At 54.9% G+C, this 14,818-nt stretch carries 12 protein-coding genes and 3 pseudogenes; 5 read left to right on the plus strand and 10 right to left on the minus strand.

All coding sequences use genetic code 11. The features are described 5' to 3' along the window. Positions 1 to 29: 29 nt before the first annotated feature. On the minus strand, positions 30 to 662 hold the full coding sequence (locus tag CLM60_RS01950; RefSeq protein WP_093037018.1) for a tyrosine-type recombinase/integrase: 633 nt from the start codon (positions 660 to 662) through the stop codon (positions 30 to 32). A 257-nt stretch (positions 663 to 919) separates the two neighbouring features. Between CLM60_RS01950 and CLM60_RS01955 the strand changes: the two genes are divergently transcribed. The 3 genes from CLM60_RS01955 to CLM60_RS01965 all read left to right on the plus strand — a co-directional run bounded on the left by CLM60_RS01955 (position 920) and on the right by CLM60_RS01965 (position 4,711). After that, positions 920 to 2,038: a Hint domain-containing protein gene (locus CLM60_RS01955; protein WP_095587549.1), complete on the plus strand. Its 1,119-nt coding sequence runs from the start codon at positions 920 to 922 to the stop codon at positions 2,036 to 2,038. Positions 2,039 to 2,463: 425 nt separating this feature from the next. Next, positions 2,464 to 2,982: a hypothetical protein gene (locus tag CLM60_RS01960; protein ID WP_095587550.1), complete on the plus strand. Its 519-nt coding sequence runs from the start codon at positions 2,464 to 2,466 to the stop codon at positions 2,980 to 2,982. A 148-nt stretch (positions 2,983 to 3,130) separates the two neighbouring features. Further along, positions 3,131 to 4,711, plus strand: coding sequence for a hypothetical protein (locus CLM60_RS01965; RefSeq protein WP_095587611.1), 1,581 nt, complete (start codon positions 3,131 to 3,133; stop codon positions 4,709 to 4,711). A 141-nt stretch (positions 4,712 to 4,852) separates the two neighbouring features. Here CLM60_RS01965 and CLM60_RS01970 read toward each other — a convergent pair. From CLM60_RS01970 to CLM60_RS01985, 4 genes and pseudogenes are all read right to left on the minus strand, one after another. After that, positions 4,853 to 5,485 (minus strand): annotated as a pseudogene (locus tag CLM60_RS01970) (tyrosine-type recombinase/integrase). A gap of 157 nt (positions 5,486 to 5,642) precedes the next feature. Next, positions 5,643 to 6,788, minus strand: coding sequence for an AAA family ATPase (locus tag CLM60_RS01975; RefSeq protein ID WP_095587551.1), 1,146 nt, complete (start codon positions 6,786 to 6,788; stop codon positions 5,643 to 5,645). After that, positions 6,781 to 7,593 (minus strand): RNA ligase family protein, encoded by an 813-nt coding sequence (locus tag CLM60_RS01980; RefSeq protein ID WP_095587552.1) that lies wholly within the window; start codon positions 7,591 to 7,593, stop codon positions 6,781 to 6,783. Before CLM60_RS01980 ends, CLM60_RS01975 begins: the two co-directional genes overlap by 8 nt. 303 nt (positions 7,594 to 7,896) lie before the next feature. Next, positions 7,897 to 8,543: pseudogene (locus CLM60_RS01985) on the minus strand (transposase); the annotation flags it as partial. Between the two features lie 63 nt (positions 8,544 to 8,606). Between CLM60_RS01985 and CLM60_RS01990 the strand changes: the two are divergent. Together CLM60_RS01990 and CLM60_RS21290 are read left to right on the plus strand one after the other, a co-directional pair. Beyond that, a pseudogene (locus tag CLM60_RS01990) lies at positions 8,607 to 9,302 on the plus strand (IS3 family transposase); the annotation flags it as partial. A 126-nt stretch (positions 9,303 to 9,428) separates the two neighbouring features. Continuing rightward, positions 9,429 to 9,563, plus strand: coding sequence for a hypothetical protein (locus CLM60_RS21290; RefSeq protein ID WP_281256654.1), 135 nt, complete (start codon positions 9,429 to 9,431; stop codon positions 9,561 to 9,563). Positions 9,564 to 9,580: 17 nt separating this feature from the next. On the opposite strand, the gene CLM60_RS02000 is transcribed toward CLM60_RS21290, so the two are convergent. Genes CLM60_RS02000 through CLM60_RS02020 form a run of 5 tightly spaced genes read right to left on the minus strand, consistent with a single transcriptional unit; the run spans position 9,581 to position 14,782 of the window. Beyond that, the gene (locus CLM60_RS02000; protein WP_095587553.1) at positions 9,581 to 10,801 is read right to left on the minus strand and encodes an ATP-grasp domain-containing protein; all 1,221 of its coding nucleotides are present in this window, start codon (positions 10,799 to 10,801) and stop codon (positions 9,581 to 9,583) included. A gap of 8 nt (positions 10,802 to 10,809) precedes the next feature. Beyond that, positions 10,810 to 12,012: an MFS transporter gene (locus CLM60_RS02005; RefSeq protein WP_095587554.1), complete on the minus strand. Its 1,203-nt coding sequence runs from the start codon at positions 12,010 to 12,012 to the stop codon at positions 10,810 to 10,812. Further along, entirely contained in the window at positions 12,009 to 12,974 is a 966-nt protein-coding gene (locus CLM60_RS02010) for an ATP-grasp domain-containing protein (protein ID WP_176473758.1), read from the minus strand. Before CLM60_RS02010 ends, CLM60_RS02005 begins: the two co-directional genes overlap by 4 nt. Then, complete coding sequence (locus CLM60_RS02015; protein WP_176473759.1) at positions 12,967 to 13,965, minus strand: pyridoxal-phosphate dependent enzyme; 999 nt, start codon at positions 13,963 to 13,965, stop codon at positions 12,967 to 12,969. Before CLM60_RS02015 ends, CLM60_RS02010 begins: the two co-directional genes overlap by 8 nt. Continuing rightward, positions 13,934 to 14,782, minus strand: a complete 849-nt coding sequence (locus CLM60_RS02020) for a GHMP family kinase ATP-binding protein (RefSeq protein ID WP_095587557.1) — start codon at positions 14,780 to 14,782, stop codon at positions 13,934 to 13,936. The genes CLM60_RS02015 and CLM60_RS02020 overlap by 32 nt, the downstream gene beginning before the upstream one ends. Positions 14,783 to 14,818: the final 36 nt, after the last annotated feature.

The following is a 14,818-nucleotide window of genomic DNA, read 5'->3' on the forward strand; positions in this document are numbered from 1 at the left end:
TGGGCCGCCCGCGAAGACGGCCCAAGTTGCTAGATTTCAATGGCCTCTGCAATCGCAAGGGCATCTTCCAGTTCCACGCCGAGATACCGGACGGTGCTGTCCATTTTGGTGTGCCCAAGTAGCAGCTGGACCGCCCTCAGGTTGCCCGTCTTCTTGTAGATCTGGGTCACCTTTGTTCGCCTCATCGAATGCGTTCCGTATGCGCTGGCCTCCAGACCGATCGACGTGACCCAATCTCGGACGATCCGGGCGTACTGGCGTGTCGAGATGTGCAGACGTTCATGGAACCGACCCGGCCAAAGGTACTCCGAGCCGACCATGAGCTCATCTTCCATCCACTTTTCGACAGAGGCGCGTGTGCCCTCGGATATCTCAAATCGCACAGGTTTCTGGGTTTTGCTTTGAAGGACCGATGCCCGTTCTTTGATCTGACCAGACGCCATGACGTCGACGACTTTCATCTTCACCAGGTCGCAGCCGCGCAGTTTGCTGTCGATGGCCATATTGAACAGCGCAAGGTCGCGATGGTTCTCGGCCAGTTCAAGTCGAACGCGGATTGCCCAAACGTGTTTGGGTTTCAAAGGCCGCTTCTGACCAACGATGCGACCCTTGTTCCATGCGGGGCGAAGCGCACGAATGGCCGGTAAGTTTGGTGTTTCCATGACTGATCCTCCGATCCGCCATGCCCTCCCACAACGACAACCCGACGTTGACGATGCCACCATATCACAGGATGCTGCGTCGCATCCGAGGTCGGCTTGGAGCCCGAAGTGACCGATGCTACCCGTCATGCGAATGTCAGCTGTCGTCCGCCAATGCGAGGCAGTCGACATCTCTGTTTCCTCCGATAAATTGCGCTTTTGCGCAAAAACACTTATTAGTTATCCAGTGTTCCTTTTTTATTCGCCAGGGTGTAATAATGCCTGTCTTTGAGCTGTATAGTCCCGACGCCCTTGCTGGTCTCATTGGCGGTTCTGGTACCGTTACGCTGACCGAGCCCTATGATCCAGCGACTGACACGATCCTGACGATTGATGATGACGACGGTCTATTGGGTGGAGACCGATTTGCCAATGAAGATGGTGATGACGACAACCAATACGGTCAGGCTGTTTTGGGTGATGGCACGATCATCGGCTCACTCGCGGGCGGAAGCGAGACCACGGCCTATTCAGAGTGGGAATATACGCTGACCGCCACCATCAATGGTGAATTGGTCACCGTCCAATTGTATGAGATAGAAATAGACACAAATCCAGCAAGCACCCAAGGGTCCGGCACCCTCGTAGGGTATTTGCCGTCGATACCGCTCGTGCCCGGCGTGGCGTATAGCTTTACCCGAGAAAACACCACGCCGACAAATTCCGACTCTTATGCTGGGATCATCGGCGCGGTTTGTTTTACGCGCGGCACACTGATCGAGACGGCTGATGGGCCACTACCGATTGAAGCGCTGTCGGTCGGCGACACGGCTGTGACAACTGAAGGACCAGCCAAAATCCGCTGGATCGGGTCGCACACCTATCAGGCCAATGCCCTATTCGAGAACCCCAAACTATTGCCGGTGCGTATGGTCGCGGGGGCCTTGGGCAACGGGCTGCCGCGGCGCGATTTGCTGACCTCACGTCAGCATCGCATGTTGGTGTCCTCAAAGATCGTGCAACGGGTTTGCGGCACCGATGAAGCACTGATCGCGGCCATCAAACTGACAGACCTGCCGGGCATCTTTGTCGACGACAGCATTGAAGAGGTTGAATATTTCCACATCCTTTTTGACCGTCACGAGGTGATTTTTGCTGAAGGCGCACCCAGCGAAAGCCTCTTTGCTGGACCAGAGGCGCTTCGGACGCTGCCGAAAGAAGCACGCGAAGAAGTGTTTACCATCTTCCCTGAACTGATTGATTTAGCGTTTCAGCCAAAGCCAGCGCGGGTGATACCTGACGGATCAACCCAGAAGACGATCATCAGGCGGCATCTGAAGAATAGCAAGCCGCTGCTTGATCCCAAAAGTGCCCGTCCGCTGAACCCGACCTGTTGAATCGGCGCGAGGCTTGCTACGCTGCTTGGGCAGCGTAGCGCGAGTGGATGAGTTCGTCGAGGCGTGTGATCTTGTGGTCGGCGATGCTGCTTACTGGTCGTGTTTGGTGTGCAAGCGGATAGTTTAAACGCCCAAACTCATACGTTTCTGTCGCGGGCAAAACCGACCGTTTGTGACCCAGCCCATTCATCCAAAGCCGCCATTGGCGCAACCGAAGCGAAAGGCAGTAACGTCCGCACACTACCGGTCCGCAGCATCCTAGATCTTGCGCGCGCAGCGAATGGCCGGTCTGACGGGCCGCACCGCAGCGACAGCTACCCATGACCAATGTCTGCAATGGGCCGTCATGGAACCTTACAGCTTGCCGACTTGCATGAGAGCCGCTTGGCATCCAATCTGGCTACAGGCAAGCAAGAGGACTAAATATGAGCGCTCGTCTATCGACCGCTATTCGAATCTGCGATGCCGCGAGGGCGATTTTGCGGAAGACGAGGAGCTTTCCAGACCAACAGCTTGACGAGATTGAGGATTGGGCCGACCGAGAACATGTCGGCGTTGAGCCAATGCTGCTGGCTCTTTCAATGGAATTGGCGCTCAAGGCATGGTTCGTTTTCGATCATGACAATCCAAATGTACTTAAGTCTCACGACTTAACAAAGCTGTTCGATGCCTTGTTGCCCGAAAGTCAACAGAGGCTTGATCAGGAGTTCAAGCGATCAGTGATGCCACATCACCCCAGCCTCTTTTTCGTCGACTACGGTATTCGTGATATTCTCACGCAGCACAAGAATGCATTTATCGACTGGCGGTACCTTCACGAAGCAAAGAAGACGATGATGTTTGACCAGAGCACTTTTGAGGCGACGCTCGAAATGGTGCTCCACGAATTCAGGAAGAGATATCGCATTGAAAAGGTGGCACCAGTCTTCGGCCGCCCCAACTAATGACCGCTTCGGTGTAGTTGCGATGCGGAACCAGCGGTGGCCTTGGATGACCGGTTAGGGCCGGATGTTATCATTGGGCTTTACCAACCACATAAGCAATCATAGGTTGCCACTTCCCCGACAGATCAAACCCCTTAAAGAGCTAAAATTGTATCAGAAGAAACAAAATAAGACTCCATTGTCATCTCGAGCGGCAAGTGCGACCGGGCGTTCAGCGCTGTTCTTAGCCAAGGTCGCGGGGAAAACTGGCTGGGCAATCGCCAAGCCCTTGGGGCGGCAGTCAGGAAAGCTCGCCGCAAAAGGGGGTAAAGCTCTCAAAGATCACGCTGTTGAAAAGATCGCAGAATTTGAACTTAGGCATACCAAGTACACACCGGAGAACTTCTTCGAAAAAGGAGCAATCTCTTTGGAAGACCTCGTCGATGCGCTGTTGATTGAAAAGCGTGGCACTTCGGCAAGGATCGTTACAGCGCTTTCAGGGAAACTGGCTGCGGCAGGTACGACAGCAAGTCTATTTTCCATCGCATCCATTCTCGGAACAGCCAGCACAGGCACGGCCATCTCTTCACTTTCAGGGGCAGCTTTCAACAGTGCCGCGTTGGCGTGGATAGGCGGAAGCGTTGTAACTGGCGGGTGGATTGTACTGGGTGTAGCTGCCGCTGGAGGCGCGCTCGCATATTTTGGATCTCGCAAACTTGTTGGAAAATGGACCGGAAGACGGCGCAAGAAAAAATCCCTAGACCCGCAAGAAATGCGGTTCGTCGAGACATGTTTGATGTTGGCCACGGCATTTCGCGAGCGAGCAAATCAGAACGCCGTTTTGGACCCACTCACCGCTGAGACCCTGCAGCGTAACTTAAAACATGATTTCCTCGAACAGTTGGACGTCTGCATTGCCAAAGTCAGCGACTGGCCGGATCTTCCGTTGATGCGCCTTGAAGATTGCAAGGTAAACTTGGTTGAAATGTTCGAAGCCCTTTCAACGACGAATGGGCAAAAGTCATCAGTCAGAAGAAATCCCTCTTCTGCTGCCCCTGTCGCAACAGGTGTCGTATCTGCCACAATACTGAAACTGATGTCAGACACCGTCCCTTCCTTCACGGAAGACGAGGAATTGGTTCTACAGGCGCTACGTCGATCAAACAAAAGCCTTGCTGATGCTAGTGAACTTGAGCTGTCTGAATACGTGCAATCGCTATCTGTTGAGCAAATTTCCGGGCTCAAAAACAACGTGAAAGGGATCTATCACGAGCTTGCGTTTCAGCAAAAAGAGAACCTGGATCGCGACGAGTATATCGTCGAGCTTTTCGGCGATACAAATCACGCTGGCGCAGATGTGAGAATTATCAATGTTGAGACAGGCTATGTTTCAGAAGTCCAGCTCAAGGCGACAAATTACGCGTCTTACGTACGTGACCACAACGAAAAATACGAAAACATCGACGTGCTCGTAACGAGTGAGGTTGCTGCCTCTTCACCAGATTGGTCTTCCTCTGGTTTCAGCAATACCGACCTTGCAGCTGACACGTCCTCGGCTTTACAAAAGCTCGGACATGGAGCCGACGCGGACATTGTCGAGAGTATGGGCGTCGCCGCGATGGTGACACTTGCGGCCAATGCCAAGTCCATGTTGAAGGGCGAAGCTCTTTCAACAGAAGCGAAACAAAAAATCATTCAGGACGGAGTGGTAGCTGCAAGCGTTGCTGGGTTGGTGCAGCTCATAATCTAAGAGAAATGCCCTGACAAAATATCTTTTGGAACTAAGTTATTTGCAATTCCGACGAATGTCTCCTTCGACGGACCGCAATGCAGCGATAATATTGAGTGGCCAATGACGGCTCTGGGCCGTCCGTGAAGGCGGCCCTTGTCTTTAGATTTCAACGGCTTCAGAGATCGCTAGCGCGTCTTCGAGTTCGACACCGAGGTATCGAACGGTGCTGTCCATCTTCGTATGGCCGAGCAACAGTTGAACCGCGTGCAGGTTACCGGTCTTGCGGTAAATGTGTGCAACTTTGGTTCGTCACATTGGATGAGTTCCGAACGATGTGGGATCGAGCCCGATCGATTTGACCCATTCGCGGACAAGCCGCGCGTATTGCCGGGTCGAAATGTGCAGCCGTTCGTGAAACCGACCGGGCCACAGGTATTCCGAACCAACCATTAGCGGCTCCTCCATCCATCGCAGAATGGATTTGCGCGTCCCCTCGGTGATCTCAAACCGCACGGGTCGCTGCGTCTTGCTTTGGATGATCGAGGCGCGCTCCTTGACCTGACCGGAAGCGTAGATGTCCGCGACCTTCAGCTTTACCAGATCGCAACCGCGAAGCTTGCTGTCGATGGCGAGGCTGAATAACGCCAGATCGCGATGGTTCTCAGCTATTTCGAGACGTACTCGGATGGCCCAGACATGTTTTGGCATCAGGGGACGCTTCTGTCCTACGACGCGACCCTTGTTCCAGGCAGGGCGACAGGCCCGAATGGCAGGTAAGTTTGCAATGGTCATGATGGTTCCTCCCATCCGCCACGATCCACCACAGCGCCAACCAGACATTGGCACCTAAGCTTAACATGCACGTGTGCGCGTGCGGAGAAGGTCTGGTGAGAGCCCATACCTACCGGATGCTGCGTTACGCTTGAATGTCCGCATTCGCGCGGTGTTGCTATACCAGATTTACCCTATGCGCTTCCCACAACTGCGGCGGCTCTAACTTTTTTGCCAGGTGCGCTATGACAGCATCGGGGACAGCATCTGGTCGATCCCGGTTCTGGCGCCGTAGTTGATCTGGGCGTGGTTCGAGATAGACGATCTCGATCCGAGCACCGTAGTCACGCAGAAGCCGCAGAACCCGTAGTCGGTTCTGCCGTGTCACATTGGTTGCGTTCCATACAAAATCACGTTCGGCCCGCAGGTGCTCTCTCACCTGTTCATGTGCCGCCTGGATGACCTGGCCCTGGTTATCGGTGGCAGAGACGCCCAGTTCGCCCCGGATGGCATCCAAGCTGACCACTGGATGTTCCGGGCGATGCTTGGCTATCCAGGTATCCTTCCCTGCACCAGGGAGGCCCGACATGACGGTGATCGTGCATGGGAACGCCTCATGAGCCGCATAGTGCGGATCACGATGCTCCAGTTCGAAAAAGGCGACCCGGCTTTCATCGTTGGCGAAGGCGAATGGGTGATCCCAGCAACCGGCCTCTTTGAAGGTCAGTGCAGCGAGGCCGACGCTTTCCAGGATAGCCCGCTGGTCCTGACATGTCCGACCCAACGCATCGGCTTTGGCGTGAATGCAAATGTGATCCGGCCTGCACCGCCACGATGTTTCAATGGCCAAGCGATTGGGGTCAGGCCGCTCGATCAGCCAGAACGGCAGTTGATGGTGGGCGATGATCCCGCACAAGGCTTCACGCCAAGCAAACGGAGACCCCGCATACCACAGCAGTTCCCGTGCAATGGATGCACCAACACGGGAATGGCCACGGGAAGATATGCGCCCGTCATCCTCATGCTTTGTGACGGCGGGCTTGCCGACATCATGCAAGATGGCGGCCCAGAACAGGTTGGCCCGGTCCAGATCGGGAAGACCTTGCCAGTCTGGGTCCGCAACCAAAGCCTCGACAACCATCCGTGTGTGGGTCCCGACATCGCCTTCGGCATGATGGATCGGGTCCTGCGGACAGGTGTCGAGGGTGGCGAGCTCTGGCCATAACGACCAAATTTCGCCCCAGTCCACCTGCCAAACTGGGCCAGTTGGGACCAAGGCCAGCAGGTGATCGTGGGTGACGGAGTGAGTGTCGGGCTTACGCATCGTAGGCCCCTTTCACACCCAACGTGGGCGCAAAGATATCGATACCATCGGCCAAGCTGTTCGGCAGGATAGGACGGTCGTGCCAATGCCCGTCAGCCGCTTCAATCGCCTGTAAGAAGTCAGCCCGGACGAACTTGAACCGATCCTCCACGTGGTCCGCATTTTCTTTCTTCAGGTAAAGCCCTTCGGCCAGGTCGCTGTCCTCCGTCTGCTGGTCAACCATGTCAGGACGGCTGCCGGACCGCTCTGCCGCCACCGACAGTGCATCACGCCACGCTTCCGATTTGTACGGTGAAGGCCGGGTCAGGCTGACCAACTGTTCAACTGATTTGATTTCGCCCGTATGCACGACAGGCACCGGCATGATTGGCAATCCGGTGAGCAGAGACCGACGGGCCGCCGTGCTCAGGAATGCGCCCGTCTCCCGGTCCAGCACATCGAACTCCATGAAGTAGTGGGGCAGCCGGTCGTAGAACACAGTGTGCTTGGCGTACATCCATTCGCCATACATGACGAAACGATGGCCCAGCACCGGGTGCAGGACATGGGCATGGGCCGCAGCCCATGTCTTGAGCAAGGCAAAGTGACGTTCCCGACCGCCACCAGTCAGATAATGCCCACGGCTTTGCAGCAGCAGATTGCCATCCGCATCGAAGGACACGGCGGAGTTGGCCCCGTCAAGCTTTTCTTCGACAATCAGGAGCTGGCCTGAAAGCTCTTTGATTGGTTTGTCATCCGCCATATCGCCCACCTGAAGGCGTGAGCCTTCAATGTGCCGCGTACGCGGGTATTTCTGGATATTCATAACAGTCTCACAATGTATCGATTGGTCGCACAAAACCACCCGGCAGGATTTACCAAGGTGTTGGTCTGATTATGTGCGCTGCGACTACATCGGACTTCCGTGGGGTTCGGGGTTGAGACAGGCGACCCGATTACCTTTGATAAGCGCAAAAATCAACAGCGGACATTCAAAGTCGCTTTTGAATTGTCTGCTTCGTCCGCACACTACCGGTCCGCAGCATCCAAGATCTTGCGCGCGCAGCGAATGGCCGGTCTGACGGGCCGCACCGCAGCGACAGCTACCCATGACCAATGTCTGCAATGGGCCGAAGCTGTCAGACACGAAATCCAAGGACCAGCGCGCATTGGGGCGTCCCGCGACCGGCATCGGCGTCCTCGTCCCACGTGCGCGCTAGCGACCGCGCCGCTTTTTTACGGATAGCCCTTCCTCGCGGTAGATCCGGTATAGCTTCTTGTGGTTCATGCTCATGCCTTTGCGTTCCAGCAGCACCCCGATCCGGCGGTAGCCGAACCGACGTCGCTTGCCGGCGATCTCCTGCATCTCCTTGCGGATCTCGGCACAGTCCGGCGGGCGTTCACGCCGGACTGTCTTTGGATCGACACCAACCAGCTTGCAGGCCCGGCGCTGCGAGATGTCATGATCCCGCATCACTCGGAGCGCCGCGTCTCGCCGCTTCGTCAATGTCGTCAGCTCTTTCCCAGAAGGTCTTTCAGCACCACATTGTCCAGCATGGTATCGGCCAGCAGGCGCTTGAGCTTAGCGTTCTCGCCCTCGAGCGCCTTCAGCCTGGCCGCCTCGGACACTTCCATCCCGCCATACTTGGCCTTCAACTTGTAGAAAGTCGCCGTGCTTAGGCCATGCCTGCGGCACACCTCGGCTGTCGGCATGCCGGCCTCTTGCTCTTTGATCATCCCGATAATCTGCGCCTCGGTGAAACGGCTCTTTCGCATGTGTCTGCTCCTTCAGTGTTGGCGCAGACTCTACATTACGGTGAGGGATTTCGCGGGGGGCAGGTCAAGCTGGCTGACCAGTACGGGCGCTATGGATATCGCATGGTCACCGGGTTGCTGAACAACGCGGGCTGGTGTGTGAACCACAAGCGGGTTGAGCGTATCTGGCGACGCGAAGGGCTGAAAGTCCCACAGAAACAGAAGAAGAGAGGACGGCTCTGGCTGAACGACGGGTCGTGTGTGCGGCTGCGTCCCGAGCGCCCCAATCACGTCTGGTCCTATGACTTCGTCCAAGATCGCACGGCTGAAGGCCGCACTTACCGAACGCTCAATATCATCGACGAATAAACCAGGGAGGCACTCATGATCCGCGCCGACCGCAAGCTCAACTCAACCGATGTGCTGGACGCACTGACTGACCTGTTCATCCTCCGCGGCCCACCGGAATACATAAGGTCCGACAATGGCCCGGAATTTATCGCGCAGAAGATGCGGGACTGGATTGCCGCCGTCGGCGCTAAGACCGCCTATATCGAACCAGGATCACCTTGGGAGAACGGATATTGCGAAAGCTTCAACGCCCGGTTCCGGGATGAGCTGCTCAACGGCGAGCTGTTCCATAGCTTGCGCGAAGCACAAATCCTGATCGAGCAATGGCGCATCCGCTACAACACGGTCAGGCCACATAGCTCATTGGGATATCGTCCACCCGCGCCCGAAAGCATCGTTCCAATGGACCTGAGACCAACGATGCACTAACAATCAAACTGGACCACCCGATGGGGGCACGCCAGGCGCGACGGCCAGGCGGCGGTTCACAGGCTGGACGGGCACAGCGATCCGGAGCTTGACGAGGATACCGGGCGCGAAGAGCGCAGGCCGTCCGTGAACGAGCGCCTGAAGGACGTGCTGAACAAGCCGCGCGAGAAGCTGGGGATCGAGGACGAACGAGACCAGGAGAAGGATCAGGAGGTTGAAAACGAGCGCGAGAATGATCAAGGGCCGACGCATGGCCTATGAACCAAGCCACGACAGGTTCAAACCGCCGTCACGATCTTCTCCCGAATACGGATTTCTGAGCTATCTACAATGTTGCGCCCAACATCAGCGGCGAGTTGGCTGTTTTTTGCACCAACGAGAAGGCTCAATATCTCGCCGCGGAAATCCATAGATGGCGCAACTTGATCTCCCACCTTTTTGCTAACGAAATAGTCGATGACGTAATTGGATCCTTGCATCGCCTGTGGCATTCGCATCTCGATGATCTCTCCGTCTCTATCGGCGTACTTCCAAGTGTGGAAGTATCCGCTGGAGTAGGTACTTGCCACGCTTTCTGGTGGTGTTTGCGTCCACGCCTTGGAGCAAATCACAAAAATACTCTCGCCGAGAGAAAGGCTGATCATGCGTGAGAGCATGCCCCCAGCAACCCTAGGATTGATTTCGATAAGCTTTGGCGTGCCGGTCTCCAAATCGACGACATATTCAACGTGCAGCATCATTGAGCTTTGGATGTCAACGCAAAGCATCCGAACTTGGCGAAGAACATCCTGACTGACATCCTCAGGCACCTGCACGGGAAATGCGTAAGACGTTTCAACGAAATAAGGCGGCGGTCCCAAGGTGCGGTTCGTGTGGCCCAATAGCACGAGGTCACCCTGACCTCGATGGATCAGTTCCATCGAATAAAGTGGGCCAGGGATGAAGCCCTCCAGCAGGAAGCCTGCATTACGATCGTTAACCGACGCCGCTTCCGCACTCCATTCAGAAAGTTCTTTTTCGTCTCGACACAGCCTCACTCCAATGCTCCCTGTACCCTTCGCCGGTTTGGCAACGACCGGGAAGGTGCCCTTGTAACTACGCGCATCACACGCGCTGGCTACGGCGTGGATCTTTGGAGTGGGCAAACCCGCATCTATCATAGCGCGCCGCATATCGCCTTTGTTCATAAAGAAATCGAGATCTTCCGGAGCAGGGCTAGGTAGACTTAGGCGGCGAGATGCCTCGGCTGCGAGTATAAGATAAGCGTCGGAATTCGACATTATACATTGGGGCGCGTTGTACCGCCAGTTTCCGGTCTCAAGTGAGGCATTGAATTCACGATGTGAGATCACACGAATCTCGCTTAGCCGCTCTCTGTTTATGTCTTTGGCGTACTTCTCAATAGAGTCGGTTACCAGTACCGTCTCGCCTTTGACTGCCAAGTCGAAATAGCAGTCGAGACCGGAACCGGTTGACGTCGTCTCAAGGATATAAAGCATCAGGTTTCCTACTTGATTTTGAGGCTTATGGCGGGAGTCACGACGAGTAGAAAAATAATACTAACAGTGTAGGCCAACTCGTCCGACCCCCAGGTTGCGACTGAGGATAGGGTCATGCTGCCAATGGCAAGAAAGCCGTTTGTCAGCATGATCGACAGCGCTAGTAGCCGTCCGTGGTTAGTCGGATTCGGCGACATCAAGACATGAGTGTTGATTGAAGAGTAGAAGATGCCCATACCCGCTCCGGCTGCGGCAATAGAACAGAACACCGGCCAACCATCCATTGCCAGTGCCGCGACGAAATAAATGCCATAGAGCAGTGCTCCACCAGAAAAACACCACCGCACACCGTACCGTCTGTAGACAATCGGTTGAGCGACAGAGCCAAGAATTGCTCCGACCCCAAAAACAGCATAAGCGTAGGAAACAAGTTCCTGCGATTTCCCAAATGATGCTTCAATTTCGAAAGGAAGCGTTGTCCACAAAAGATTGGATGACAGAAAGAAAACCACGATAGCGCCGAGAAAAAATCTATACGCTCGCGCCAAGCTTAAGGCGCTGACGGGCGCCGCGCTTGGATTGGCATCCGCAGTGTTCGCTTTGTCGATTACGGAACTCACTCGCCTTTGAATGAGAATGAAAAATAGAACGAGTGGTATGCAGATTATCGGTATGACGATGAAGATATTTTCTGTCGTCAAAGAAACCGCTAGCACACCAACCGCGAGCGGCCCGGTGATGCGCGCCACGTTGAAACCGGCAGAGAGGAGAGCGTTCATCTGCGCAATCGCCGGTTTTGGAGAGATCATGCGCACAAAGATTGCCGCCGGTGGGTTCCTGAGAGAGCCGATAACTCCAAGTGCAACCGTCGCAGCGAGCAGACCCAAAAACGGAAACGCGCTGATATAGGTCATAACTGCGACACCTGCGAGTAGCGCCAGATTTAGCGTGGCAAATAGGATAAGCCATCTTAGCAATGCCTTTGATCGGTCTGCGATTATACCACCGATATACGTAATGAACATCGACGGAAGGAAATACGCTGTTTCAAAAAGTGAAATTTCGAATTGGCTGCCGCCGTTGTCGTAGACATAAAAATTGATATTCGCTCGGTACATCCAGAATGAGAGAAGCGTCAGTGTTGATAAGGCGATGTATGCCCAGCCGATCGGTTCAATGCCTGTCCGGGGGGCGACATTGGTGGCCATCATGCGTGAAGGCTTTCGACAATGGCGTCCCAAGCAACGCCATGAAGGTCCTCGCCGAATTCTCTTTTTATCGTGTGAAGCCCGCCTGGATCGACCAAATTGAACTCTAGGACTTTGCCGTCGCGCACGTCCAAACCACAGAAGTTGACTCCGATGTCGCTTAGTTTCTGGGCAATCTTCCCGAACCGATGCGTATCACTTTCAGAGAAATCGACACGTCTGAATCCACCGCCTTGCGCGAAGTTTGCACGATGGTCGTTATCCGGCGCGGTTTTGCCGTAGCCACCTATAAACTTCCCACCAGCCAGGATCACTCGCGCCTCGCTGCCCGGAAGAAATTTTTGGGACACGGCGTAGGTTCGGTTCAGTCCAGTAATTGCGTCTGCATGGATATGAGAACCGGAGGAACCGCCACACATCGTCTGAAGAATAACACCGAAATTATCACCCGATGGGTCAACCAGAAACACTCGGCTCCCGCAACCGTCCGAGGGTGGTTTGATGATGCTACCGCTGTATTTCTCAGAAAATTGCCGGTGATCGTCCGCGTCATAGGATACCACTGTGTCAACCAGGCTATCCTCGTCCAGTATCCCGGCCAGAAACCCTTTATTGTTAGTGAGGTATGTATTTGCCACAGCATTCACAAAGGGCACTCTCTGGTTCAGTGCCCAAAGAAGCGACCAGGCATCAACCCCGAAACAAGGGGCAGGTTGGTTCAACAGCCAGATCACGTCCTGCTCTTCAAGGTACACATTTATGTCCGATGGGATGCCGTCAGCGAGGTTCAGCTCATGACGCACCTCGTTGCCGCGAGCAATGAACTCTCCTGCCTTGTAGCACAGAGTATTAACATCGCAGATCGTAACCGTGCAGCCGATGTCCCGGAGATAGTTGGTAAAGCCCACCTTGTTTTCGTCGAGGTTGTTAAGGTTGTTCGAAAAAAACGTAATTTTCTCATGCATGGGTTTTCTCCCGCAATTTCCTGTATGACCAGTGAGCAGACCCGTCAGGAAATCCCGTGATTTCATCCGGTGCAGATTGTTCCGATACCAGCGCTTCGTCGCAATCCATCAAGTCGTCCGTATAGCGATACCCGTTGTCTGGGAAAATGGATAGGATGCGCGCCTTCGGGTTCCTGCGACGGACCGCCTTATGGGTCAAATAAACCCCTCCAGAGGTCAGCCCGCAGAAATACCCAAGTTCTCGGTAAAGCCTCAGCGCGCCTGTGACAGCACAGTCATAGGTGACCCAGTGTGCCTCTGCGAATATTGACGGGCAGAAGATCTTTGGTGTCACCGAATTACCTAATCCGCGCAGTACTCTCTTGCCGTCCTGATCCCCGAACAAAACCGATCTGGGAGTGTCTACGCCCATCAAGGCGAGGTCTGGATTGGCGAGGGAGAACTGGGTGTAGAGCCCTCTTGAGGAGCCACCCGATCCGACTGAGGCAATCAGAACGTCGGGGACGAACCCTGTCTCTGTGAGGTAGTGGTCGGCACAAGCCAGATACGCTTTGACATTGTCGGGATTATCGTACTGCTCTGGGATGAAGTGCTTCTGATAGGTCTGTTTCAAGTCCTGAACCATCGCTAGCCGGGCCTTCTGGAAGTTACCCGATGCATCTGGCACCCGGACGATGTGTACCGTCGCGCCGAGCGCCCGGGCCTTAGTCGCAGCGACGCCTTCTATCGCCGGGTCCGATACCAGATGCAGCTCCAACCCATAGCGACAACAAACTTCTGCAAGCCCCACGCCGAACGATCCCGACGTCGTTTCAATCACGACGGTGTCGCTGTCGATATGACCTTCCGAAATTGCCTTTTCGATGATGTAGGTCGCTGGGATACACTTCATCACATCGAAGCGCATCCATCCATCGAGCCCATCGGAGTCGCAATGGAGGTTTGATTTAATAATCTGATCAAACACGCCCTTCGAACGCAAAAGCGTCATAACCACCCTCCTTGAGCTTCGGGAGAGCCTTGTCTCGTTTTTCCGGATCATCGAACATCAGCGAGATTGCGGGCCCTGAATGGCTGATCGCGTACCCAAAAGCACCCAGCTTGAACTGCATCTCGAAGATTTCCTTGAAATCCTTCAGATGGACGAAATCGGCATTCATCTCGGCGGAAATCGCGCAGGCCCGCGCGACGGAGCGAGCGCAACCAGAGGCAAGCCCGTAGCTCAGTAGCGCCTTGCTGACATTGTAGGCTTTCACGTGATCTTCAGAGTAGTTCCGGATCGCAAGCGCCTCTGTTTCGATCTGATCGACTTCTTTGGAGAACGTTCCAATGAAACTGATATTGGTGTTGACTGTCTTGATCCGCGCCAACACGGACTTCTTCTGCTGCGCGAAGATTGCAGGGAAATCGAGATGCAGTGGGTCGCTCGCCACCTCACCACCGGTGCATGTGGCGAAGAGCTGATCTATAGAGGCGAACTTTCTGTAAACCTTCTCGAAGAGAAGCCCCGCGCAAAAAAGATCACTGGTCGATGAACCAAGGCCTTTCCCGATTGGGATATTACTCTTTTTGGAGATGCGATAGGTGAGCGGCAGATCAAACTGTTCGTGCAGGTTTTCCCACAGTCGCCGCGTGCGAGGTCCGATCGAGTGATACCTTGAACCCGTCAGACTCATCACTGTCGACAGCGCCCGGCACGGCAAGGTGACGAGGCTGTACTCCCAGCCGCCATCCAGCTGATACGGTCCCTGAATGAGTTCACCGAAATGCGACGTTACTCTTGCACTCGTCCTTGGCGTGCTTCTCATTGCTGCACTCCTTCCTCAGTTTGACCGTGCCCTTGC

The sequence above is a fragment of the Actibacterium ureilyticum genome, assembly GCF_002285435.1.
Classification (GTDB): Bacteria; Pseudomonadota; Alphaproteobacteria; order Rhodobacterales; family Rhodobacteraceae; genus Actibacterium_C; species Actibacterium_C ureilyticum.

Coding starts and splice junctions, on each gene's coding strand:
- CLM60_RS01975 (WP_095587551.1), bottom strand. CDS start 6,788: ATGCGTAAGCCCGACACTCACTCCGTCACCCACGATCACCTGCTGGCC.
- CLM60_RS02015 (WP_176473759.1), bottom strand. CDS start 13,965: ATGACGCTTTTGCGTTCGAAGGGCGTGTTTGATCAGATTATTAAATCA.
- CLM60_RS02020 (WP_095587557.1), bottom strand. CDS start 14,782: ATGAGAAGCACGCCAAGGACGAGTGCAAGAGTAACGTCGCATTTCGGT.
- CLM60_RS01980 (WP_095587552.1), bottom strand. CDS start 7,593: ATGAATATCCAGAAATACCCGCGTACGCGGCACATTGAAGGCTCACGC.
- CLM60_RS02000 (WP_095587553.1), bottom strand. CDS start 10,801: ATGCTTTATATCCTTGAGACGACGTCAACCGGTTCCGGTCTCGACTGC.
- CLM60_RS02010 (WP_176473758.1), bottom strand. CDS start 12,974: ATGCATGAGAAAATTACGTTTTTTTCGAACAACCTTAACAACCTCGAC.
- CLM60_RS01950 (WP_093037018.1), bottom strand. CDS start 662: ATGGAAACACCAAACTTACCGGCCATTCGTGCGCTTCGCCCCGCATGG.
- CLM60_RS01960 (WP_095587550.1), top strand. CDS start 2,464: ATGAGCGCTCGTCTATCGACCGCTATTCGAATCTGCGATGCCGCGAGG.
- CLM60_RS02005 (WP_095587554.1), bottom strand. CDS start 12,012: ATGATGGCCACCAATGTCGCCCCCCGGACAGGCATTGAACCGATCGGC.
- CLM60_RS01955 (WP_095587549.1), top strand. CDS start 920: ATGCCTGTCTTTGAGCTGTATAGTCCCGACGCCCTTGCTGGTCTCATT.